Below are 23,028 nucleotides of genomic sequence, written 5' to 3'. Positions count from 1 at the left end.
ATGAGCCAGTTACTTCAGATTTCCGATCTTTCCATCTGTTTTGATCACGGGCTTCCAGCCGTCGAATCCCTGTCACTGGCAATCCGTGAAGGCGAGACCCTCGCACTGGTGGGCGAAAGCGGCTCCGGAAAATCCATTTCGGCACTGTCAATTCTTCGCCTCCTTGATGCGCGGCACACCAGCTACCCCAGCGGGCAGATCCGGTACCGCGATGAAGATCTTCTGCCCGCCACCGAGAAGCGCATGCGCCAGATCCGCGGCCGGGAGATCGGGATGATATTCCAGGAGCCCATGACATCCCTTAACCCGCTACATACCGTGGAAAAGCAGATTGGCGAAACCCTGGAACTGCACAAGGGAATGCGCGGGCCACAGGCAAAACAGCGCTGCCTGGAACTGCTACAACTCGTGGGGATACAGAACCCGGAAAGCAAGCTTGGCGCTTATCCCCACCAGTTGTCGGGGGGGCAAAAACAGCGGGTGATGATCGCCATGGCACTGGCCAATGAACCCGATCTCCTTATCGCGGACGAACCCACGACGGCATTGGATGTAACCGTCCAGAAACAGGTTCTCGAATTGCTCAGGGACCTTCAGAAGAAACTGGGTATGGCCATTCTTCTGATTACCCATGACCTGACCATCGTTCGCCGGTACGCCGACCGGGTGGCCGTCATGGAACATGGCAAACTCGTGGAAGAGGCCGATACCGATGCCCTGTTTGCCAGCCCACAACACCCCTATACACGAAAGCTTCTGGATGCCGAGCCCCCGGAGGCGCCCCTACCCCTCGATAAACGTGCAGAACCGTTGCTGGCTGTTGAGCGACTGGACGTGCGTTTCCCGATACGAAAGAGCCTTTTGGGCAAGGTGAAGGAATCCTTTCACGCTGTGCAGGGCGCCGATTTCCAGCTCAATCGCGGCGAAACGCTCGGAATCGTCGGGGAAAGTGGCAGCGGCAAAACCACCATCGGCCATGCGCTGCTGAAGCTTACCGCCAGTACCGGAAGTATCCGCCTCGCGGGCGAGGAGCTGGCGTTTCTTAACCAGAAGGATTTCAGGCCCTGGCGAAGGCGCGTGCAGATTGTCTTTCAGGATCCGTTTGGCAGCCTCAGTCCCAGAATGTCCATTGCCGAAATTGTCCGCGAAGGGCTGGAGATCCACGACGCGGAAAACGCAGCCGAACACGACAGCAAAGTGATTCGCGCGCTCACCGACGTTGGCCTTGATCCGGAGGCACGGCATCGTTATCCACACGAATTCTCTGGCGGCCAGCGCCAACGCATTGCCATCGCCCGGGCTCTGGTGCTGCAGCCCGACCTGATCATTCTGGACGAACCCACATCCGCCCTGGACCGCACCGTGCAGAAGCAGGTCATTGAACTGTTGAGGGCTATCCAGACCCGTTATGGTCTAAGCTATATCTTTATCAGCCATGACCTGGCTGTGGTGCGCGCCCTGAGCCATAAGCTGCTGGTGCTGCAGCATGGCCGGATCGTGGAATATGGTGACGCGGCCAGGATTTTCGATGCACCGCAGGCGGAGTACACCCGTGAACTGCTGAACGCCGCGTTCTTTTACCAGAAACCAACTACGACTATTTGAGCGTTACCCCGACCAGAGCACTCAGGGATAATGCTCGCAAATCAGGAACACAGGGAGAACGACCCATGGGAATCCTCAGTGGCAAGAAAGCACTGATCGTTGGCGTAGCCAGCAAACTGTCCATTGCTTACGGTATCGCCGAGGCCTTCGCCCGCGAGGGTGCCGAACTGGCGTTTACCTACCAGAATGAAAAACTTCAGCCACGGGTTGAGAAGTTCGCCGAACAGTGGGGAAGCAAGCTGACTTTCCCCTGCGATGTCGCAAGCGACGAAGAAATTGAAAACGTCTTCAAAGAGCTGGGCAAGCACTGGGACAACATCGACATCATTGTGCATGCTGTCGGCTATGCGCCTGGACACGAGCTGGACGGCAACTACGTCGACGTGACCACCCGTGATGGCTTCCGCATTGCCCACGATATCAGCTCCTACAGCTTTGTCGCGCTGGCCAAGGGTGCCCGCGGCATGATGCATGAAGGCAGCTCGCTGATTACCCTGAGCTACCTGGGCGCTGAGAAGGTTCTGCAGAACTACAATGTGATGGGCTTGGCCAAGGCTTCCCTGGAAGCCAATGTTCGCTACATGGCCGCCAGCCTGGGCCGGGACGGCATTCGTGTGAATGGCATTTCCGCGGGTCCGATCAAGACCCTGGCCGCCTCTGGCATCAAGAGCTTCCGTAAGATGCTGGCCGAAAATGCCAGACGTGCGCCGCTGCGGCGAAACGTCACCATCGACGAAGTGGGTAATGCTGCTGCATTCCTCGGCTCTGATATGTCCTCCGGTATTACCGGCGAGATCATGTACGTGGACGGCGGCTTCAACATTACCGGAATGGGTGAACTTGAAGAGTAAGTCTCACCCTCCCCGAACGTAAAAGAGCCGGCGTTATGCCGGCTCTTTTCGTTGGATTGCACGGACAAGAGTCAATCCTGGGCCATCGCCGAGGCCACGGCCTCCACCCACTCGACGTATGCGGTTTCGTCAGACTCAATGATTCGCGCCCCCACCAGAAAGCTCGACTCGTTGGGTCGACACCAGACCACTTCGACCATCAGACCGAAAGGCTGGGCATGGTTACCAAGAAATACGCTCGCCGGCAGCAGGGCCCCCAGGGAAAGGGGTTCGTCAGCTGTCAGGCAAAGGCCACTGGCCGAAATATCACGAATACCGCAGACAAGGTCCCGCTCCTCGGCTCCGGTTTCTTCCGGCAAGCCGGACTCAAGCTCGAGTATTGCCCTGGCTCGCGCCGTAAGACGGTAATCTGCCCGATTGTCCTGATCAACGGGCGGCTCATTCCGGGTTCCAAAGCTATAGTCATTATCTGTCATTATTGTTTTTCCTGCTTCGGCAATATCAGTTGCGGCCAACGCGAATCCGCCCGACTACCCTGCTAAGGGTGTCGTCGAATTCCGCGGAGGTTCCCAGAACCCGGATCCGTCCTTCGACAATCCTTTCAACCAGGGCGTCCTCGAGAAATTCACGCCTGTTCAGGCCCAGACGGTCCACAAACACGAGCTTTCTCGACGCATTGATGCGCACGGCCAGTTTCAGACGGGCAGGTTCATCAGACGTTTCATCGGGTTCAACGGCAATCCAGCCACCAAGCTTGATAGCATCCACCTGTTTCTCGGCCAGCAGCGTCCTTTCCTTCCGGATCCGTTCCTTTTCAGCCTGTTCATCGGCGAGTCGTTGCTCTTCATCGGCTTGCCGCTGGCGCTCAAGCTCGGCTTCACGTTCCGCTTCCTCCGCCCTTCGCCGTTCTTCCGCGACTTCTTTTTCCCGCCTCAATTCCTCTGCGCGCAGCCTGGCAGCTTCCGCCGCCTGCTCCCTCTGCCGACGCTGCTTCTCGCAGACACGGGCAAGCAGTTCCACGGTTTCTGCCAGCACCGTTCCGAACGGCGTGAGCTGCGGCAATGGCCGGATCTGCTCCTGCTCAAGGGCCCTCTGAAACTCGCCCCAGGTCTGCAGCCCCAGTTTCACGCCGGCGCCGTTCGTCCAGAGGATTTCTGCCGATTCCGGCAAGAACGCATAGAAGTAACGGCGCTGCTCTCCGACACCCTCGCCCTCGACAAACCATTGCCCCTCATACGGTTCAAAAGCTTCTGCCGCGGGCACTTCGAAGCTGAGCCAGGTGCTGTCCCAGTGGAAGCTCCCCGCCGCCGGCAGAGCCTCCACAAGATCCGGCGCCTCCCCTCTCAGCCTGGAAACCATAGCGGATTCGATCCCGGACAGGGACTCCGCAGGCAGTGATTCATTAAAAACCCGTTTCCAGACATCAAGGATCCGATCACCGATCTGTTCGCCCACGTGATAGAGCCGATTACGGTCCTTGTCGGAAAGCGACGGATCACCAATCCAGACCAGCCATTCCAGCAACTTGCTGCCATGTCGCAGGTTCTCTCCGTCGAGACCGGAATCCCAGATCGACTGTTTCAGCAGACCCTGCCAGTGATCAAGTATAAAGCGGACGATCGGAAGCGGCAGCTTGCGCCCCTGGAGAGCCCGACCGATTAATGCCCGGGAAGACTGCTCTGCCTTGCGCTGCTTTGCAGCGCCCTGCTCGGTTTCCAGCAGCCGTTGGCGGAGCTTTCCAACCTGGGCATTCCTCTTCCCGGCGTCTTCCTGCCAGCGATGACAGAATTCGTTAACCGGCTCCGTCTTGCCGGATTCAAAACTCGCGGAAACGGCGATAACCAGCGAATCCAGCTGATCCATCAGAACCTTGGCGGAACGGCCTCCGGAATCACTCCAGCCGCGCCACTCCTGAAGGCTGTCCAGCCACTCCAGTAGCGCCTTGCTGAAGGCTTTCTTGCCCTCCAGATTCATGCGCCAGGCAAGATAGAAGCGCAGCCTTGCCACCCGGCGGGCGAGGCTCGGATGCAGGCCGCTCGTCTTCAGGAACACGTCCATGATGCGGTCAGCCACATAGGCGGCGTTCACCTGTCGGGCTGACCACTCCAGATGAACAGATCGGATAACATGGGTAACCCGTTCGTCACGCTGTTCGGACCAGCAGGAAACCAGCAGTGGGCGCCAGTCGCTGACGGCGTCTGGTTCGAGCTTGCCAGCCGGGTATGGAAGGTCAGGAACACGAATGCCGGCCAGGACATCGTCAATCTTGCCTGAAACCGCTGCAACGGAAGGCACATCCTTCGGTCTCTGCCTGTTTTGCGACATCCGTTCCCCGTACTTAAGAAGCGTTGAAAAGGCCCTGTAAATAACGCAGTATAACCAACTCGCCGGGGTTTACCGCAACCGTGCACCGGCGCTATTCGCGTTAATCTGCAACCCTGTTGGCATATTCTATCGTCCACCAGGGCTGCAACGATCAGAATCGGGGAAGCAGAACAACATGTCGGGCAACAAACTAGAGAATCTGAATGTGGCGAGCCAGGAAGCACTGATCACTCCTGAAGCGCTGAAGAAGGAGATGCCGCTCTCCGACAAGGCCGCAGAAACCGTCTCAAAGGGCCGCCAGGCGATCTATGACATCATGGATGGCAAGGACCACCGGCTATTCGTCGTGGTGGGCCCCTGCTCCATTCACGATGTTGAAGCTGCGAGAGATTACGCCGCGCGCCTGAAGAAGCTTGCCGATGAAGTCAGCGACACGCTGCTGATCGTTATGCGTGTCTATTTCGAGAAGCCTCGCACAACAGTTGGCTGGAAAGGCCTCATCAACGATCCGCACCTGAACGACACCTTTGATATTGAGCAGGGCCTTCACATCGGTCGTCGTCTGCTGCTGGATATCAACGAGCTTGGCCTGCCCGCAGCCACCGAAGCGCTGGATCCGATCTCCCCGCAGTACCTGCAGGACACCATTGCCTGGTCCGCCATCGGCGCCCGTACTACCGAGTCGCAGACTCACCGCGAGATGAGCAGCGGCCTGTCCATGGCGATCGGTTTCAAGAACGGAACCGACGGCAGCCTGGACGTTGCGGTGAACGCCATGAAGTCCGTGTCTCACCCGCACAGTTTCCTGGGCATCGACCAGCAGGGGCAGGTGGCGATTATCCGCACCAAGGGCAATAACTACGGCCACGTTGTTCTGCGCGGTGGCGGTGGCAAACCCAACTACGATTCGGTGAGCGTCGCCCTCTGCGAACAGGCGCTGGATAAAGCAGGCCTGCGCAAGTCGATGATGATTGACTGCAGCCATGCCAACTCCAGCAAGGATCCGGCCATTCAGCCGCTGGTCATGCAGGATGTCACCCACCAGATCCTGGAAGGTAACACCTCGATCCAGAGCCTGATGGTGGAAAGCAACATCAACTGGGGTAACCAGTCCATTCCCGAGAATCTGGCAGATCTCAAGTACGGCGTATCGGTGACCGATGCCTGTATCGACTGGCCAACCACCGAAAAGGCCATTCGGGATATGCGCGATAAGTTGAAGGATGTCTTGCCCAAGCGCAAGATCGGCTGATCAAAGCATGATATAAAACGGGGAGCCTCAGCTCCCCGTTGTCATAACCCCACCTATCCAGTCCAGCCTTTCTCTCAGCGCGACTACTTGGCCGATAATAACCAGTGTTGGCGGCTGGACCGCTTCCGCCTCTACTCTTTCAACGATGTTGCAGAGATTCCCTGTAACCACGCGCTGATCCCTCGTTGTCCCCTTCGAGACCAACGCCACGGGCATTTCCTGGGACATACCGTGGGCGACCAACTGCCGGCAGATAATCGGCAGGCCAACCAGCCCCATGTAGAACACCAGGGTCTGGTTGTTCTGGACAAAGTCTCGCCAGGGAAGATCGCAGGTATCGTTCTTGAGATGGCCAGTCACGAACCGGACTGACTGGGCATAATCCCGATGTGTGAGCGGGATTCCGGCGTAGGCCGCGCAGCCGGAAGCGGCGGTTATACCCGGCACCACCTGAAAGCGTACGCCGGCGTCGGCCAGAGTTTCAATTTCTTCGCCACCGCGCCCGAAGATAAACGGGTCTCCGCCCTTGAGACGGACCACCTTCCGGCCCTGCCTGGCCAGATCCACCAATCGTTGATTGATCTGGTCCTGAGGCAAGGTGTGGTTGGCCCGCTGCTTGCCAACATGAATCATCTCGGCAGTGTCTGGAATCATGGCCAGTATTTCCGGCGACACCAGGCGATCGTAAAGCACGACTTCGGCGGACGTAATCAGCCTCCAGGCTTTGAGTGTCAGCAGTTCAGGGTCGCCCGGCCCGGCCCCGACGAGGGCCACTTCGCCCGCTGATGTGTTCGGGTTCGAGGTCACCGGGTTTACCCTGTACCTTACCGGTGCAGGGGTTGCACCAACGCCCTTCCCTGGCGCACTTTGTTGCTGATCACTCATTGGATTATGTCGACGCCTCCCATGTACGGCCTGAGAACCTCCGGAACCACAATGCTGCCGTCTGCCTGCTGGTAATTCTCCATAACCGCAATCAGTGCGCGGCCAACCGCAAGACCTGAACCGTTCAGCGTATGCACGGGTTCCGGCTTACCGGTTTCCGGGTTACGCCAACGCGCATGCATGCGGCGTGCCTGGAAATCACGTGTGTTGGAGCAGGATGAAATTTCGCGGAACTTGTCCTGTCCCGGCAACCAGACTTCCAGATCGTAGGTCTTGGCCGCCGAAAAGCCCATGTCGCCACCACACAGTACAACGACGCGATACGGCAGCTCCAGCATTTGCAGAACCTTTTCCGCGTGCCCGGTGAGAGCCTCCAGGGCGGCGTCGGAATCGGCGGGACGAACGACATGCACGAGTTCAACCTTATCGAACTGATGCTGACGGATCATGCCGCGGGTATCCCGGCCGTAGGAGCCGGCCTCGCTGCGGAAACACGGCGTATGACAGACCATCTGCAGTGGCAACTCTGCGGCATCAAGGATGGAATCTGAGACCAGATTGGTGGCAGGTACTTCCGCGGTTGGAATCAGATAAAGCGGGTGTTCGCCCTCGGTTTTGAACAGATCCTCCTCAAACTTGGGCAACTGGCCCGTGCCATAGAGGCTATCAGCATTCACGAGGTAAGGTACGTAGGTCTCCAGGTAGCCATGTTCGCGAGTGTGCAAATCCAGCATGAACTGGGCCAGGGCCCTGTGCAGCCGTGCGACCGGCCCTCGCATGACAGCAAACCGCGAGTGGGCCAGGCGGGTCGCGGTCTCGAAGTCCAGGCCTTTCAGAGCCTCCCCAAGGGCAACGTGATCTTTGGGCTCGAAATCAAAGGTCTTGGGCGTGCCCCAGGTTCGAATCTCGACGTTGTCGTCTTCGCTCTCACCAGCAGGCACATCTTCGTCCGGAAGGTTCGGGATTCCGGCCAGAAAGCCGTTGAGCTCCTCCTGCAACGAACGGAGCTCGTCTTCAGCTTCGGATCTCTTTTTCTTCAGATCTTCCACCTCATCCAGCAGCGGTTGGATGTCCTCGCCGGCTGCCTTGGCCTTGCCGATCGACTTCGACCGCTTGTTCTGCTCGCTCTGCAGGTTTTCCGTGCTCACCTGAAGGGCACGGCGGCGTTCCTCAAGCTGCTCGAAGGTGGCGGTATCGAATTCGAAATTCTTGATGGTCAGCCGACGGGCGATATCTTCTGTCTGGGTGCGGACACGTTTGGGATCGAGCATGATTATCCTGAATCTTCCGGTTAGCGATGTTTTGAATGACTGGCCATTATACCTGCACTGGCGCTCGTGGCTACCGCCGAAAAAAGGCTCAGGTGTAGCGTTTGCGGGGGCTTTCGGCGTTGCGGGAATCCAGACGCTGGCGTTTTTCAGCCAGTTTTATCTCGAGACCGCGGTTTACGGGCTCGTAGTAGCGGCGCTCATGAATGGCCTCGGGCAGGTAGGACTCCCCGGCGGCGAAGGCTTCGGGTTCATCATGAGCGTACCGATAAGTATCCCCATGGCCCATGCTCTTCATCAGCTTGGTGGGCGCATTGCGCAGGTGCACCGGGACTTCGTAGTCCGGATCCTGGCGGATGTCCGCCATGCACCTGTTGAAGGCGTTGTAAACCGCATTGCTCTTGGGCGCCATGGCCAGGTAGGTCACTGCCTGGGCCAGTGCCAGCTCCCCTTCCGGAGATCCCAACCGCTCCTGAGCGTCCCAGGCTTCCATGCTGAGTTGCAGAGCACGGGGATCGGCGTTACCAATGTCTTCACTGGCAATTCGCACTAGACGCCGGGCGACATAAAGAGGATCACAGCCGCCATCGAGCATCCGGCACAGCCAATACAGCGAGCCGTCCGGATCTGATCCGCGAACGGATTTATGCAACGCTGAGATCTGGTCGTAGAATACGTCACCGCCCTTGTCGAACCGGCGGAGGCTGGTCTGCATGACCTGCTCAAGCTGATCCGCCGTTACCCGATCCGTGCCGGCCTCATCCGGCTCTGACAGGTCAGCCGCCACTTCCAGGATATTGAGAGCACGGCGGGCATCGCCACCAGAGGCTGCCGCCATCAGGGTCAGCACGTCTTCATCAACTCGCAGGCGTCCGCCAAATCCCTCATCAACTGTCAGCGCGCGGCGTAGCAGCTGAAGGATGTCCTCTTCCTCAAGGTTCTTGAGCACGTAGACACGTGTTCTGGAAAGCAACGCACTGTTCAGCTCAAAAGAGGGATTCTCAGTGGTCGCACCTACGAAGATGAAGGTACCGTCTTCAATGTGGGGGAGAAACGCGTCCTGCTGGCTTTTGTTGAAGCGGTGAACCTCATCCACGAACAACAGAGTGTCCCGACCCTGTGACTGCTTGCGATTACGTGCCCGCTCAACAACGGCCCGGATCTCTTTCACACCGCTCAGTACGGCCGAAACCGTCTCGAAACTGAGATCGCTGACATTGGCCAGTAGTTGGGCGAAGGTGGTTTTACCGACTCCGGGAGGGCCCCAGAGGATCATCGAGTGAAGCTGGCCCTGCTCAACAGCGCGCCGCAGCGGTTTGCCGGGCCCGACCAGATGAGCCTGGCCCACATAGTCATTCAGGCTTGCCGGCCGCATTCTCGCGGCCAGCGGCCGAAAACCCGCGGATTCCGCGAACAGACTGTCCTGCATCAGGCCCCGTCCCGGATAATATCCACACCCTCCGGATAGTCGAGGGTGAACGCACCCGCTTCAACCGGTTCGTTCAGCCTGATCCGGTCGAAACTCAGTACGCTGAGCTGTGCCAGGGAATCCTGCATACGCATCTCCTGGAGCTCACCCTTGAAGAACGTCAGCCTGAGGGACGTAAAGAGGGAGTCCGGGCTTCTTGGCTCCAGAGTAAATTCACGGGTGTTGTCGCCTATCTGGCGACCGGACACCCTGTAGGTATCCTCCAGATTATCCACCTCACCGCTCAGTAAAAGCGCGGGTGTGGATTGCACTCGATCGTCGAGATTGTGGATCGTGACCTGTTCCAGGTCCGGATCGTAAACCTCCACGGTTTCGCCATTACTGACAATAAACTGCGACAAAGGCGCACTGGTCTCCCAGTAGAACAGCCCGGGGCGCTTGGCCTTCAGGGAGCCACGGGTTTCCTGAACCTTGTTGCCATTCTCGTTAACAACAATCTGGATAAAATCCGCCTGGTAGGACTCGTAGCCCTTCAGCAACGAGGCCAACTCGTTCGCGCTGTCGCTGCCCTCACTCGCACTCAGAGGGCCGGCAATAAACACCGCCATGACCAGGGTGGCCAGGCATTTCACAAAAGATCGTCCCATTGCTTGTTACTCCTAATCTCTGGGTGGCGGCGGAGCCAGAACTTCACGTGCCCCGTTGTGGCCTGCGGCGCTTACCACGCCGGATGCTTCCATGGCATCAACCAGGTTCGCTGCCCGGTTGTACCCGATCTTGAATTTTCGCTGTACCGAGGAAATCGAAACACGGCGCCCTTCCGTGACGAAGGCAACGGCCTCGTCGTAAAGGGCATCCACTTCACTATCCCCGCCTCCTTCCGAGAGGTTGGGAACGCCCGGCAGGCTCTCGCCTTCGGCGCCATTGAGAACATCGTCTACATACACGGGCTCGCCCCGGGCTTTCCAGGCACTGACCACGCGATGGACTTCGTCGTCATCCACAAAAGCCCCATGCACCCGAACCGGCAGGCCCGAACCCGGTGGCAGGTAAAGCATGTCACCATGCCCCAGGAGCTGCTCGGCACCACCCTGATCCAGCACCGTACGCGAATCGATCTTGGACGAGACCTGGAACGACATCCGGGTCGGAATGTTGGCCTTGATCAGGCCGGTGATTACATCCACCGATGGCCGCTGGGTGGCAAGGATCAAGTGAATACCGGCCGCCCGCGCCTTTTGCGCGATCCGGGCAATCAGTTCCTCAACTTTCTTGCCGACGATCATCATCATGTCGGCGAATTCATCAATCACCACGACGATGAAGGGAAGAGTGTCCAGCTCGGGGCGCTCCTGCTCGTCGTTGGCAAGGTATTCGTCCGGCTTCCAGAACGGGTCCAGCAATGGTTCACCGGCGGCCCTGGCGTCTTTGATCTTGCGGTTGTAGCCCGCCAGGTTACGGACCCCGAGGCTGGCCATGAGCTTGTACCGGCGCTCCATTTCAGCGACACACCAGCGTAGTGCGTTGGCCGCCTCCTTCATGTCGGTGACCACCGGCGCCAGCAGGTGCGGAATGCCGTCGTAGATGCTCAGTTCAAGCATCTTGGGGTCCACCATGATAAAGCGGACCTCTTCCGGGCCTGCCTTCAGCAGCATGCTGAGCAGCATGGCATTGACGCCGACCGATTTACCGGAACCGGTGGTGCCCGCCACCAGCAGGTGCGGCATTTTGGAGAGATTGGCAACCATCGGGTTGCCGCCAATGTCGTTACCCAGTGCCAGGGTCAGCGGTGAGTTCGACTCCTGAAACACCCGCGCGCCAAGCACTTCACTGAGCCGGACCATTTCCCGTTCTTCGTTGGGAATCTCGATACCGACCACAGACTTTCCAGGAATCACCTCGACTACCCGAACGCTCAGTACCGCCAGTGAGCGGGCCAGGTCCTTTGCGAGGTTGGAAATCTTGCTGACCTTCACACCTGGAGCCGGCTTGATCTCAAACCGGGTAATGACCGGGCCGGGATTGACCTCGACTACTTCAACGGATACCCCGAAATCCCCCAGCTTTTCCTCTAGCAGCCGTGACATATGTTCCAGGGATTCTTCGGAGTAGCCTCTTTCCTTATGCTCCTCCGGCGGGTCCAGAAGAGAAATCGGTGGAATCGGGCTTTCAATATCTTCCAGCAATGAAGGCTGCTTGTTGCCCTTGTCTTTGGACTGGGTCGGCTGTTCGTCCTTCTTGAAGGGCGAAATCTTCAGCGACCGTCCGGCAGACTGAGGAGATGCCTCGGGTTTGGCGGGTTTCCCGTTAGCGACAGGAGCCTCATCCCGTGAACTGAAGCTTTCGAGCCTTGCAGGTTCCGGGTCAACTTCGGCAGAGAGACCATCCAACGCGGGCTCTTTTCGACCGGTTTCTGGCTTCGACTCGGGCTTCGGGGCTTTTGGCTTCTTCGGCCCAAAGCCTGGAATCCGTTGCCACCAGCATGGTTTGTCGGCATCTGCTTTTTGCCGTTTGCTGTCCATGGCCGGCACACGGTCCTTGACCACAGGTGGCTCAGCTTTCGGTTCTGCTTTGGGCTCTGGCTTTTCCGACTTGGGCTTGCCTTTGAAAAGGCCTTTGATGGCAAGGCCCGTTCTGAGAGTCAAACCGCCCACCTGATCCATCAGCCAGAACCAGGAGAGACCGGTAGTAACCGTTAACGCGAACAGGAAAATGGCAATCAGCAGCAGGGTTGTTGCCGGCAGGTTGAAAAACCGCACCATAGCGTCGGCAACAGCCGTTCCAAGGACTCCGCCCGAGGACGCCCCCAGACCAAACACGGAATACAGTGACAACAGACTGGTTGCCGAGAGAAGAATCAGCAAGAAGCCACCGAAGCGCATCATGAAGAGTGGCCAGTGCAGATCCAGGGAATCGTTACGCCGACGGATGAGCATCAACGCGTATCCCGCAATCATGACCGGGAACAGATAGGCAACGTGGCCGAAGAAATCCATGAAAAGGCTGGCGAGCCAGGCACCAGTGCGGCCCGCATAATTCTGCACGCTGGTGTCATGACCGATACTGGCCCAGCCCGGATCTGACGGGCTAAAGGTAACCAGTGCCATGGAAAGGTAGATGCAAAGGGCAATAAGCGCGATGACGGCGCCTTCGCGAGCGCCCTGGGCGGCCAGCCGGCGAAAGCGCTGCTGCTTCTCTGTCAGTTCCTGTGGTGCTTTCTTCGCTTTTGCAGATTCGGCCATGAATGCTCAGACGTTATCGGTGCTTTCGTTCCGAAGCGCCTGAAAGCCGCGTTCAAGATCGGTTTTCAGGTCTTCTACGGCTTCGATCCCCACGGAAATCCGTACCAGATTCTCCGTGATCCCGGCCCGCGCCTTATCCTCCGGGGATAGTCGCCCGTGAGTGGTTGTGGCCGGGTGGGTGATCGTGGTCTTGACGTCACCGAGGTTTGCGGTGATGGAGATCATCCGGGTGCCATCGATGAAGCGCCATGCCTCCTCCCGCGCACCCTTGAGCTGGAACGACAGCACACCACCAAATCCGGTCTGCTGCTTTTTCGCCAGCTCATGTTGCGGATGACTCTGGAGCCCGGCATAGAAAACACGTTCAACTGCCGGCTGTTGCTCCAGCCACAGGGCCAACTCTAACGCATTGTCACAGTGGGCGCGCATACGAATTGGTAAGGTTTCCAGGCCCTTCTGAAACACCCAGGCGTTGAAGGGGCTCATGGTGGGGCCGGCAGAACGAAGGAAGCCATAGACCTCTTCCATCATCTTCTCTGATCCGACCACGACGCCTCCCACGCAGCGACCCTGACCATCCAGATATTTGGTCGCCGAGTGAATCACGATGTCTGCGCCCTGCTCCAGCGGGCGCTGGAGCACCGGCGTGCAGAAGCAGTTATCGACTACGAACAGGGCGTCGTTGTCTCTTGCCAGCTGCCCCAGGATCTCCATATCGGCCACTTCGCACAGCGGATTGGACGGCGTTTCAATAAACAGCATCCGGGTTTCGGGACGGATCGAAGCCTGCCACTCTTCCATATCCGTCAGACTGACAAACGTGGTTTCCACCCCGAAACGTGCCATGTATTTCTGGAACAACACGTTGGTGGTGCCGAACACACCCCGGGAGCAGATCACATGATCGCCGCTCTTCAGTAGCGCCATGCAGGTGCTCAGGATCGCAGACATACCGGATGCGGTGGCGACGGCACGTTCACCGCCTTCCATGGCCGCGATCCGACCTTCAAACGCCTGGACCGTAGGGTTGGTAAACCTGGAGTAGATGTTTCCGGGCTCTTCGCCGCCAAATCGCGCCGCCGCCTGGGCCGCGCTGCCATAAACGAAGCTGGACGTGGGGAATATCGCGTCGCTGTGCTCAAGCTGCCCGGTGCGGATCTGCCCTGCCCTCACGGCCAGGGTGTCCACGGACATCCCGTCCAGGTCGGACTCCGGGATCCAGACAGTTTCTTCGCGGCGAAAAGTCATCTACATCTCCTGCCTGAAAGCGGCGTTCAGTCTTCGTCGTTATGCAAGTCGATAATGCCATTGTCCCCGTCAGCACCACCGGCACTTTCGGATCGCTTTTCGTCATTGCGCAAGCCGTCAATGCGGCTCAGATACGCTTCATCGACATCACCGGTCACATAATCGCCAGTGAATACCGAGCACTCCCATCCCTCAATGTCATCGTTCACTTCACTGACGCAGGTTATAAGGTCCTCCAGATCCTGATAGAGCAGCCAGTCGGCACCAATCAGTTCCCGGATTTGCTCTACGGTGCGCCCGTGGGCAATCAGCTCACTGGCGGAGGGCATGTCGATACCATACACGTTCGGGTAGCGAACTGGAGGCGCCGCAGACGCAAAATAGACCTTACAGGCACCGGCATCCCGAGCCATCTGGACGATTTCCTTGCAGGTTGTACCGCGAACGATGGAATCATCCACCAGCATCACGTTTTTGCCACGAAACTCCAGATCGATCGGGTTAAGCTTCTGTCGGACCGATTTCTTGCGCATTTTCTGGCCCGGCATGATAAATGTCCGGCCGATGTAGCGGTTTTTGATAAAGCCTTCCCGGAATTTCACCCCCAGACGATGCGCCATCTGCATGGCCGACGTTCGGCTGGTGTCCGGAATCGGCATGACAACGTCGATATCGTGATCCGGTGTCTCGCGGAGCACTTTCTCCGCGAGGGTTTCGCCCATGCGCAGGCGAGCCTTGTAAACGGACACCTTGTCTATGATGGAGTCAGGCCGGGCGAAATACACATGTTCGAAAATGCACGGGTACAGATGCGGCTGCTCGGCGCACTGGCGGGTGTAGAGGGTACCGTCAGTTTCGATATAGACCGCCTCGCCCGGGGCAATATCGCGCACGAGGGTGTAGCCCGCTGCGTTCAGGGCAACGCTTTCAGAGGCAATCATGTATTCCTTGCGGCCATTCTCGTCGGTGCGTTCGCCGTAGCAGGCAGGCCGGATACCATTCGGGTCCCGGAAGCCAACAATGCCATAGCCGGTAATCATTGCAATGACGGCGTAGGCACCCCGGCAGCGTTTATGAACCGCGCTGACCGCAGAAAAGATCTCATCCTTGGTCGGGTCCAGCTTGCCAAGCTTCTGCAATTCATGGGCGAACACGTTCAACAGCACTTCCGAGTCGGAGTTCGTGTTGATGTGGCGCAGATCGGTCCGGAACAGGTCCTTGCTGAGATCATCAGCATTGGTCAGGTTGCCGTTGTGAGCCAGGGTAATGCCATACGGGCTGTTCACATAGAACGGCTGGGCTTCGGCGGAGCTGGAACTGCCAGCAGTCGGATAGCGCACGTGGCCTATACCCACGTTGCCCACCAGACGACGCATATGACGGGTATGGAAAACATCCCGTACCAGGCCATTGTCCTTGCGGAGGAAAAACCGTTCATCCTGAAATGTCACAATGCCCGCCGCGTCCTGGCCCCGGTGCTGAAGTACAGTCAGCGCATCATAGAGCGACTGATTGACGTTGGAAGTACTGACGATGCCGACAATGCCACACATGGATAAGTGTATCTCCGAGTGTTAAAACTGAATGTTAGCGGGACACGGACGCGGGTTCCACGCCTTCCTGCTCTGTAACGGAATCCGGTTCCGGCGCGTTTTCAGGCGCAGGCCCAAGAAAGCGCGCAAATTCATCGCCCAGGGTCCGTCTGGACCAGTCTTCAACCACCGCCAGGCGATCGATAATGATCGAGGTTCGCCACCAGGTATCCTGGGCCAGCGGTGTGTAACGGGTAAATGCAATCGCAACGATCACCACCACCACGCCCCGCAAAAGGCCAAAACCCATTCCAAGCACCCGATCGGTGGCCGACAAGCCGGTAGCTCGAATCAGATGACCGATCATGTTGTTGATGATGGCACCGACGATGAGCGTTCCAAAGAAAAGTATGGCAAAAGCAGCAATCAGCCGGACAAGCGGTGTTTCAACCGTGCTCTCCAGCAGGGACTGCATCTGGGGGTGGAAGGTTCTGGCCAGGATAAACGCGCCCACCCAGGTCACCAGCGAGAGGGCTTCCCGTACAAAACCCCGTTTCAGACTGATGAGGGTGGAAACTGTAATCAGGGCGATAATGACCCAGTCAATCCAGATCAGCGCTTCCATTGAAAACCCGGTGGAGAAAAGGAAGCGCGAATTCTATCAGGAAACCCCGGTTCGCCAAACCGCAAGACACACATAAACCGGACCCCGGGCGTTATTTTTCGCCGGAGGTCACCAGGCTGTTAAGACCAAAGGCATCGTCCAGAGCCCTTTTGGCGGATTCGGCCTCGGTTTTTGACGCGAAGGGGCCGCTGAAAACCCTTGTCAGCGTTGTGTCGCCGCGGACAACCTCCTGAAGATGCGAGCCATAGCCCTTTTCCCGGACCTGATCTCTCAAGCGTCGGGCGTTGTCGGCATTGCCAAAGCTGCCCAACTGCACCACCCAGGCGCCATCCAGCGACCGCTCATACTCTGCAGCTTCTGTGGCAGTGTTCTCCGAGGTTTGTTCAGATGTCTGAGCCGGCTCATTGGCGGATTCCTGGGCGTTGTCGCTCTCGGGCTGGCCAGCATCGGACGAATCGGTTACGTCCTGCACCTCATCCTGGCCAGGCGCCTCTTCGAGGATACGATAACCTGGGGAATCCCCTGCTTCTTGCGCGCTTGAGGGTGCTGCCAGGCCGCTATCGCTGGATTCAAGACCGTAAGACGGCGCCGGCGCCAATTCCGATTCGGGCGCTTCCACTTCAGGGAAAGGCGGCTCTTCCGGAATCTTGATGGTTGTGGACGTGCGCTCGGAATGAGGCTCATCAAAAAGCATGGGAACAAAGATAACCGCCAGGGAAACAAGTACCAGCGCCCCGATTATTCTCTGTTTCAGTCCATCCACGTTGCTAGGCTCCCAACTGTTATGACTGCGCCCCGACGGGCACCCATGCGCAGATACTAACTGGCCGGCAACCGGAACTCAAAGTGTCAGGCCCGGCCATGGACAAAGTTTAAGGCGGCCTGCCTAGCTTCCGGCGACCTTTCCAGCGAGCAGAATCTCGCGTCCTTCAGCGACCGTGAAGAAAGAACCGAACACAACCACGAGATCGTTCGGGTCAGCCACGGCCAATGCTGAAACCAACGCCTCCCGCACGGATTCAAAATCCCGCGCCTGGATCCGCAAATCGGCCAGTCTTGCTTGCAGGTCTTGACCGGACAGGCCTCTTGGTACCCTGAGGCCGGCCAGATACCAGGCATCGACCACATCAACCATGCCTCTGCCCACACCTGCCACGTCCTTGTCCGTCAGGGCGCCATAAACACCATGCACCCGTCTGCCCGGGGATTTTAGCTGACTCAGCTGACCAGACAACCAACCGGCAGCATGGGGGTTATGGCCAACATCCAGGAAGATATCCGGTGCGGAACCAACACGCTCGAAACGCCCGGGTACACTCAGACCTGAAAGCACCTGCTCAATGACTGGTACCGGCAGGTTCGGTTCAAGCTCGCGTATGGCAACCACGGCGGCTGCCACGCTTTTGATCGGCAATGGGCCGGCGGGCAGACGAATCGCCTGGCCTTTATGGCGAAGCTCTACCGCCGGAGCATCATCGCCTTTTTGCTGCTCGGTCACCAGCTCATAATCACGCCCCAGCAGAGCCAGTTCGACCTTCTGCGCAGTGGCCTGCTGAAGCACCGAGCGTGGCGGATCAGAGTCGGCATAGACCGAGGGGATGCCCGGCCTAAGGACACCGGCCTTTTCAAACCCGATGACTTCGCGATTGTCGCCAAGGAAGGCAACATGGTCGATGTCCACCGATGTCAGGATGGCAAAATCCGCGTCCAGGACATTGACAGCATCGAGCCGCCCACCCAGGCCAACCTCCAGCACCCAGTCGTCGAGGCCCGCATCGGCAAAGGCCACGAAAGCGGCAAGGGTTCCGAATTCAAAATAGGTAAGAGAGACATTGCCGCGTGCTTCTTCGACGGCTTCGAATGCACTGACGAGCGCGTCGTCGGAGATATCCTCACCATTAAGACGCACACGTTCGTTATAGCGTTGTAGATGGGGCGAGGTGTAGGCGCCAGTCCGGCGGCCAGCCGCGCGCAAAAGCGCCTCAACAGTAGCAACCGCGCTGCCTTTGCCGTTAGTGCCAGCCACAGTGATGATCCGGGCGGACGGCTTTTGTCGGAACAACCGCCGCAGGACCACGAGGACCCGGTCCAGGCCAAGATCAATCTCTGTAGGGTGTATCGCTTCCAGGTAGGTAAGCCACTGATCGACGGTGGCACCAGCCCCCGGCGATGCCGGGGGCTGGTCTGCAGGGTTACTCGGCAGGGGCATCGGTTTCGGGCTTCTCCGAGACTTCAAACTCGATCGGGTCTTCGGTTCCCGGGCGCTCCTGGCCGGTAAACTTGGCCAGCACATGAGCAATGCGTTCGCGCATCTGGTGGCGATGGAGAATCATGTCAATCGCGCCGTGCTCAAGCAGGAACTCACTACGCTGGAAACCTTCCGGCAGTTTTTCACGAACCGTCTGTTCGATAACCCGGGGGCCGGCGAAGCCGATCAATGCGTTTGGCTCTGCAATATTGAGATCCCCCAGCATGGCCAGACTGGCGGACACGCCACCGAAGACAGGGTCCGTCATCACAGAGATATAGGGAATACCCTCAACTTTCATCCTCTCAAGCACAGCGGCTGTCTTCGACATCTGCATCAATGACAGGATCGCTTCCTGCATGCGGGCGCCGCCGCTGGCTGAGAAGCAGACCAACGGGATACGCTCCTTGAGAGCAACATTTGCGGCCTGGACAAACTTCTCCCCGACCACTTGCCCCATAGAGCCACCAAGGAATCCAAATTCGAACGCGCAGGCAACTAAAGGAACCCCGAGCGTCGTGCCTTTCATTGCTACGAGGGCATCCTTTTCCCCAGTGGCTTTCTGCGCCTGGGACAAACGATCTTTGTACCGCTTACTATCCTTGAACTTCAATCGGTCCCAAGGCTCAAGCTCAGCGGCAACTTCTTCACGACCCTCTGGATCAAGAAAAATTTCGAGGCGCCGACGCGCAGTCACCCTCAGGTGGTGGTTGCATTTGGGGCAAACATCCAGGTTTTTCTCAAGTTCCGGCTTGTAGAGAAAGGCACCGCATTTGGGGCATTTCTTCCACAACCCCTCCGGAACGCCCGTTCTCTGTTTCGACTCCGAGCGAATCTTGCTCGGCATTATCTTGTCCAGCCAGTTACTCATGGTCTCATCCTGTCCTTTGACGCCTGTTTGCCCTCCTCCCCTTCATTCAGGAGGCGAGACTGTCCAGTGCTTCACGCATCGGGTGGAGCAGATCCGTCAATGCCCGCTTGAGCTGGTCGGTATCTGCCTGATTTCTGGCTATTGTATCGACCAGGACGCTGCCAACAATTACACCATCGGATACCCGACCGACCGCCGCGGCAGTTTCCGCATCACGAATACCGAAACCAACACCCACCGGGAGAGCTGTCAGTTCGTGAATATGATTCACCTTGGCAGCTACCTCTTCCACGTTGATGGTGGCCGATCCCGTCACACCCTTGATAGAAACATAGTACACATAACCGGAGGAGTGCTCACTGATTGCCCGGATCCGGTCATCGGTCGTGGTTGGTGAAAGCAGGAAGATGGCGTCGAGATTTCGCTGGGTGAACAGCGGAGCAACCTCGTCGGCCTCTTCCGGTGGCAAGTCAACGGTCAGAATGCCGTCGACGCCAGCATCCTTGGCAGCATCCGCAAAACGCTCGTAGCCCATGGCTTCCATCGGGTTCAGGTAGCCCATCAAAACCACCGGAGTTGCGTCGTCTGACTTCCGGAACTCCTTGACCATGGCAATCACCTGCCTCAGCGAGGTACCGTGCACCAGGGCCCGCTCACAGGCAAGCTGGATTACCGGGCCGTCTGCCATGGGGTCAGAGAACGGCACCCCCAGCTCGATAATATCTGCCCCTGCCTCAACCAGCGTGTGCATCAGATCTACCGTGACATCGGGATGCGGGTCACCGGCAGTAATATAGGGAATAAGTGCCTTACGACCTTGTCCTTTCAGGGCCTTGAGGACCCCTTCAATTCGGCTCATGCCTGCTCCTGTTAATTCTTCAGATCTCGATGCCTTCAAGCTTGGCAACCGTGTTAATGTCCTTGTCGCCACGCCCGGAAACGTTAATGACAACGGTCTGGTCTTTGTCCATGGTCGCCGCCAGTTTGATGGCATAAGCGACAGCGTGAGCCGTTTCCAGCGCGGGCATAATGCCCTCGACGCGGGTCAATTTCCGGAACCCTTCCATCGCTTCGTCATCGGTAACGGACACATAATTGGCACGGCCAATGTCCTTCAACCAGCTGTGCTCTGGACCCACCCCTGGATAGTCCAGGCCGGCACTCACCGAATGCGTACCTGCGATCTGGCCATTTTCGTCCTCCATCAGGTAGGTGCGGTTACCGTGAAGCACGCCAGGACGACCGGCACAGAGTGGTGCCGCGTGTTTGCCAGTATCAATGCCCAGGCCGCCAGCCTCGACACCGTAAAGCTGTACCGATTCGTCAGAAAGGAACGGATAGAACATGCCAATGGCGTTGGAACCACCACCCACACAAGCGACCAGGGCATCCGGCAACTTGCCGGTTTTCTCCAGCGCCTGACGACGGGTTTCCCGACCGATTACCGACTGGAAATCCCGGACCAGCAGCGGATATGGATGCGGCCCCGCAACGGTACCAATGATATAGAAAGTGTCGTCCACGTGAGCCACCCAGTCACGCATCGCATCGTTCATGGCATCCTTTAGGGTTTTGGTGCCACCCTGAACGGCATGTACCGTCGCGCCCAGAAGCTTCATCCGGAACACGTTCAGAGACTGTCGCTGGACATCCTCCGCGCCCATGAACACATGGCATTCAAGACCCAGACGCGCGCAAACAGTGGCAGTGGCAACACCGTGCTGACCCGCACCGGTTTCGGCAATGATCCGCTTTTTACCGAGGAAACTGGCAAGCAGCGCCTGGCCGATCGTGTTGTTCACCTTATGGGCACCGGTGTGACAAAGATCTTCACGCTTGAGCCAGATCTGGGCGCCGCCGGTTTCACGGCTGAGACGCTCGGCGAAATACAGCGGGGTTGGCCGGCCAACATAATCCGCCAGTTCCTTGTCGAACCGCGCCTGGAATTCCGGATCCTTCTTCAGGCGGGCGTATTCTTTCTCGAGCGTCATCAGGGAATCCATCAGAGTCTCGGAAACAAATCGCCCACCAAAGGCGCCGAAGTGACCCCGCGCGTCCGGCAGTGCGCTCAGCATTTCTTCAGTCAGTTTTACAGACACGGTGAACCTCTTTAATAAAATGAGAAATTTTCTGGATATCCTTGATGCCTTTGTCCTGTTCAACACCGCCACTGACATCTACAGCCCAGGGTTTCACCTGTTTCACAGCGGCAAATACGTTATCAGATGACAAACCCCCGGCCAATATGATCGGAAGCGGCCGGTAGTCAGGGATCAGGTCCCAGTTAAACGATTTTCCTGTGCCTCCGTACCGGTCTGGATCCCAGGCATCGACCAGCAGGCCGGAAGCGTTGTGAAACTCCTCGAAGGCGGCTTCAATCTGCCCTGCCTTTCGGACCCGGATGGCCTTGATCCAGCGTCGACCAAAACTGGCACAGAAATCCGCCGATTCGTCGCCATGAAACTGCAGCAAATCCAGTGGAACCCGCTCGAGAACCGCCTCGACTTCCTGCCTGGATGGATTAACAAATAATCCGACCACCGACATGAACGCCGGAACACGCTTTGCCAACTCGGCGGCCTGGTCCAACGACACTGACCGGGGACTCGGCTCATAAAAAACCAGACCCAGGGCGTCGGCGCCGAATTGAACAGCCCCGTCGATATCCTCGGGGCGGGTAAGGCCGCAAATTTTGACCCTTGCGCTCATTGGCTCGGAACCCGCTGTTTGACATGGATGTGTGTTGGGGTGAACGGACTGTTCTCTTCCCGGGTGAACCAGGGCCGCAGAAAGCCCGGGCCGCACTCGACAGCGGGAATCCCGAATTCGTCGGGGTACCCCACATCGACCAGATACAGACCATGGGGAGGCGCTGTTACACCTGCAGCTGTCCGATCTCTGGCGACCAGTATCTCATGAATCCACTCCGGTCGCTGCTTTCCCGAACCAACCGCCATCAGGGCACCGGCGATATTCCGGACCATATGGTGCAAAAACGCGTTGGCCTGCACGTCTATTACGACAAAATCCCGTTTCCGGGTTACCGAAATACGTTCCAGAAACCGAATCGGTGTTCGAGACTGGCACCCGGCCGCACGGAAAGAGGAAAAGTCATGTTCTCCGGCCAATGCCTGGGCGGCTTTGTGCATGCGATCTGCGTCCAGTGGGCGGAAGGTCCAGCTTACCTGGCCCCGCTGTATACCCGGACGCACTGGATGGTTGTATATGATGTAACGGTAACGCCGATAGGTCGCGGAAAATCGAGCGTGGAAATCACCGACTCCGTTTCCGGCCCAGTGCACGGAAATGTCATCGGGCAGCACCGTGTTTATACCCATAACCCAGGAGCGCAGGTTACGGACAGACGGAGTGTCAAAATGAGCAATTTGATAGCTGGCGTGTACGCCGGCATCGGTACGGCCCGCACACACCAGATCAACTGGATGGTTCGCAACCTTTGCCACCGCAGCCGTCAGTTCCGCTTCTACAGATCGGACACCGGATTTCTGGAGCTGCCAGCCATGAAACCCACGCCCATCATATTCGAAGGCAAGTGCGACGCGGCCCGCGCCTACGGCGTTATCGGTGGAGAGCTGCTGAGTCTCGAGAAACAAGTGCGAATCCGAAGAGAATGGTTCTATAAAAAC

General features: G+C 58.0%; 19 protein-coding genes and 1 pseudogene. 3 read left to right on the top strand and 17 right to left on the bottom strand.

Annotated elements, in window-relative coordinates:
* A complete protein-coding gene (locus tag BM035_RS13500) occupies nucleotides 1-1,605 on the top strand; it encodes an ABC transporter ATP-binding protein (RefSeq protein ID WP_008171718.1) in 1,605 nt (534 codons plus the stop codon).
* 65 nt (nucleotides 1,606-1,670) lie between these two features.
* Nucleotides 1,671-2,456 (top strand): enoyl-ACP reductase FabI, encoded by a 786-nt coding sequence (locus BM035_RS13495; protein WP_008171720.1) that lies wholly within the window; start codon nucleotides 1,671-1,673, stop codon nucleotides 2,454-2,456.
* A gap of 71 nt (nucleotides 2,457-2,527) precedes the next feature.
* On the opposite strand, the gene BM035_RS13490 is transcribed toward BM035_RS13495, so the two are convergent.
* Nucleotides 2,528-2,932, bottom strand: coding sequence for a PilZ domain-containing protein (locus BM035_RS13490; RefSeq protein ID WP_008171722.1), 405 nt, complete (start codon nucleotides 2,930-2,932; stop codon nucleotides 2,528-2,530).
* 25 nt (nucleotides 2,933-2,957) lie between these two features.
* The gene (locus BM035_RS13485) at nucleotides 2,958-4,781 is read right to left on the bottom strand and encodes a DUF1631 family protein (protein WP_092032493.1); all 1,824 of its coding nucleotides are present in this window, start codon (nucleotides 4,779-4,781) and stop codon (nucleotides 2,958-2,960) included.
* A gap of 175 nt (nucleotides 4,782-4,956) precedes the next feature.
* Here BM035_RS13485 and BM035_RS13480 point away from each other — a divergent pair, with 175 nt between their 5' ends.
* A complete protein-coding gene (locus BM035_RS13480) occupies nucleotides 4,957-6,033 on the top strand; it encodes a 3-deoxy-7-phosphoheptulonate synthase (protein ID WP_008171726.1) in 1,077 nt (358 codons plus the stop codon).
* A 27-nt stretch (nucleotides 6,034-6,060) separates the two neighbouring features.
* Here BM035_RS13480 and cobA read toward each other — a convergent pair.
* The 15 genes and pseudogenes from cobA to truA all read right to left on the bottom strand — a co-directional run.
* Nucleotides 6,061-7,002 (bottom strand): annotated as a pseudogene (gene cobA, locus BM035_RS13475) (uroporphyrinogen-III C-methyltransferase); the annotation flags it as partial.
* Nucleotides 6,915-8,189 (bottom strand): serine--tRNA ligase, encoded by a 1,275-nt coding sequence (serS, locus tag BM035_RS13470; protein ID WP_092032487.1) that lies wholly within the window; start codon nucleotides 8,187-8,189, stop codon nucleotides 6,915-6,917. The gene serS and the pseudogene cobA, both read right to left, overlap by 88 nt.
* An 88-nt stretch (nucleotides 8,190-8,277) precedes the next feature.
* On the bottom strand, nucleotides 8,278-9,615 hold the full coding sequence (locus BM035_RS13465) for a replication-associated recombination protein A (protein ID WP_053115364.1): 1,338 nt from the start codon (nucleotides 9,613-9,615) through the stop codon (nucleotides 8,278-8,280).
* Nucleotides 9,615-10,262 (bottom strand): outer membrane lipoprotein chaperone LolA, encoded by a 648-nt coding sequence (lolA, locus tag BM035_RS13460; RefSeq protein WP_008171735.1) that lies wholly within the window; start codon nucleotides 10,260-10,262, stop codon nucleotides 9,615-9,617. Before lolA ends, BM035_RS13465 begins: the two co-directional genes overlap by 1 nt.
* A gap of 12 nt (nucleotides 10,263-10,274) precedes the next feature.
* Nucleotides 10,275-12,857 carry a DNA translocase FtsK gene (locus BM035_RS13455; protein ID WP_053115365.1) on the bottom strand — a complete coding sequence of 861 codons (2,583 nt, stop codon included), beginning with the start codon at nucleotides 12,855-12,857 and terminating at the stop codon, nucleotides 10,275-10,277.
* A gap of 6 nt (nucleotides 12,858-12,863) precedes the next feature.
* The gene (locus tag BM035_RS13450) at nucleotides 12,864-14,105 is read right to left on the bottom strand and encodes an O-succinylhomoserine sulfhydrylase (RefSeq protein ID WP_008171739.1); all 1,242 of its coding nucleotides are present in this window, start codon (nucleotides 14,103-14,105) and stop codon (nucleotides 12,864-12,866) included.
* A gap of 26 nt (nucleotides 14,106-14,131) precedes the next feature.
* Entirely contained in the window at nucleotides 14,132-15,658 is a 1,527-nt protein-coding gene (purF, locus tag BM035_RS13445) for an amidophosphoribosyltransferase (protein ID WP_092032484.1), read from the bottom strand.
* A gap of 34 nt (nucleotides 15,659-15,692) precedes the next feature.
* Complete coding sequence (locus BM035_RS13440; protein ID WP_008171742.1) at nucleotides 15,693-16,262, bottom strand: CvpA family protein; 570 nt, start codon at nucleotides 16,260-16,262, stop codon at nucleotides 15,693-15,695.
* 91 nt (nucleotides 16,263-16,353) lie between these two features.
* Nucleotides 16,354-17,025 (bottom strand): SPOR domain-containing protein, encoded by a 672-nt coding sequence (locus BM035_RS13435; RefSeq protein WP_092032481.1) that lies wholly within the window; start codon nucleotides 17,023-17,025, stop codon nucleotides 16,354-16,356.
* Between the two features lie 123 nt (nucleotides 17,026-17,148).
* A complete protein-coding gene (folC, locus tag BM035_RS13430) occupies nucleotides 17,149-18,471 on the bottom strand; it encodes a bifunctional tetrahydrofolate synthase/dihydrofolate synthase (protein WP_092032479.1) in 1,323 nt (440 codons plus the stop codon).
* On the bottom strand, nucleotides 18,455-19,381 hold the full coding sequence (accD, locus tag BM035_RS13425; protein ID WP_008171745.1) for an acetyl-CoA carboxylase, carboxyltransferase subunit beta: 927 nt from the start codon (nucleotides 19,379-19,381) through the stop codon (nucleotides 18,455-18,457). The genes folC and accD overlap by 17 nt, the downstream gene beginning before the upstream one ends.
* A gap of 46 nt (nucleotides 19,382-19,427) precedes the next feature.
* Complete coding sequence (gene trpA / locus BM035_RS13420) at nucleotides 19,428-20,240, bottom strand: tryptophan synthase subunit alpha (RefSeq protein WP_008171746.1); 813 nt, start codon at nucleotides 20,238-20,240, stop codon at nucleotides 19,428-19,430.
* Between the two features lie 19 nt (nucleotides 20,241-20,259).
* The gene (gene trpB / locus BM035_RS13415; protein WP_373274847.1) at nucleotides 20,260-21,468 is read right to left on the bottom strand and encodes a tryptophan synthase subunit beta; all 1,209 of its coding nucleotides are present in this window, start codon (nucleotides 21,466-21,468) and stop codon (nucleotides 20,260-20,262) included.
* The gene (locus BM035_RS13410) at nucleotides 21,461-22,090 is read right to left on the bottom strand and encodes a phosphoribosylanthranilate isomerase (protein ID WP_092032476.1); all 630 of its coding nucleotides are present in this window, start codon (nucleotides 22,088-22,090) and stop codon (nucleotides 21,461-21,463) included. Before BM035_RS13410 ends, trpB begins: the two co-directional genes overlap by 8 nt.
* Nucleotides 22,087-22,995 (bottom strand): tRNA pseudouridine(38-40) synthase TruA, encoded by a 909-nt coding sequence (gene truA, locus BM035_RS13405; protein WP_092032474.1) that lies wholly within the window; start codon nucleotides 22,993-22,995, stop codon nucleotides 22,087-22,089. Before truA ends, BM035_RS13410 begins: the two co-directional genes overlap by 4 nt.
* Between the last annotated feature and the right edge of the window lie 33 nt (nucleotides 22,996-23,028).

The organism is Marinobacter sp. DSM 26671 (assembly GCF_900112835.1).
Taxonomy (GTDB): domain Bacteria; phylum Pseudomonadota; class Gammaproteobacteria; order Pseudomonadales; family Oleiphilaceae; genus Marinobacter; species Marinobacter flavimaris.
This window is presented reverse-complemented; position numbering and strand designations above follow the sequence as displayed.

Bases quoted from the DNA above. Each gene is read 5' to 3' on its own strand.
- BM035_RS13500 (WP_008171718.1), top strand. From the start codon at position 1: ATGAGCCAGTTACTTCAGATTTCCGATCTTTCCATCTGTTTTGATCAC.
- BM035_RS13495 (WP_008171720.1), top strand. From the start codon at position 1,671: ATGGGAATCCTCAGTGGCAAGAAAGCACTGATCGTTGGCGTAGCCAGC.
- BM035_RS13490 (WP_008171722.1), bottom strand. From the start codon at position 2,932: ATGACAGATAATGACTATAGCTTTGGAACCCGGAATGAGCCGCCCGTT.
- BM035_RS13485 (WP_092032493.1), bottom strand. From the start codon at position 4,781: ATGTCGCAAAACAGGCAGAGACCGAAGGATGTGCCTTCCGTTGCAGCG.
- BM035_RS13480 (WP_008171726.1), top strand. From the start codon at position 4,957: ATGTCGGGCAACAAACTAGAGAATCTGAATGTGGCGAGCCAGGAAGCA.
- serS (WP_092032487.1), bottom strand. From the start codon at position 8,189: ATGCTCGATCCCAAACGTGTCCGCACCCAGACAGAAGATATCGCCCGT.
- BM035_RS13465 (WP_053115364.1), bottom strand. From the start codon at position 9,615: ATGCAGGACAGTCTGTTCGCGGAATCCGCGGGTTTTCGGCCGCTGGCC.
- lolA (WP_008171735.1), bottom strand. From the start codon at position 10,262: ATGGGACGATCTTTTGTGAAATGCCTGGCCACCCTGGTCATGGCGGTG.
- BM035_RS13455 (WP_053115365.1), bottom strand. From the start codon at position 12,857: ATGGCCGAATCTGCAAAAGCGAAGAAAGCACCACAGGAACTGACAGAG.
- BM035_RS13450 (WP_008171739.1), bottom strand. From the start codon at position 14,105: ATGACTTTTCGCCGCGAAGAAACTGTCTGGATCCCGGAGTCCGACCTG.
- purF (WP_092032484.1), bottom strand. From the start codon at position 15,658: ATGTGTGGCATTGTCGGCATCGTCAGTACTTCCAACGTCAATCAGTCG.
- BM035_RS13440 (WP_008171742.1), bottom strand. From the start codon at position 16,262: ATGGAAGCGCTGATCTGGATTGACTGGGTCATTATCGCCCTGATTACA.
- folC (WP_092032479.1), bottom strand. From the start codon at position 18,471: ATGCCCCTGCCGAGTAACCCTGCAGACCAGCCCCCGGCATCGCCGGGG.
- accD (WP_008171745.1), bottom strand. From the start codon at position 19,381: ATGAGTAACTGGCTGGACAAGATAATGCCGAGCAAGATTCGCTCGGAG.
- trpA (WP_008171746.1), bottom strand. From the start codon at position 20,240: ATGAGCCGAATTGAAGGGGTCCTCAAGGCCCTGAAAGGACAAGGTCGT.
- BM035_RS13410 (WP_092032476.1), bottom strand. From the start codon at position 22,090: ATGAGCGCAAGGGTCAAAATTTGCGGCCTTACCCGCCCCGAGGATATC.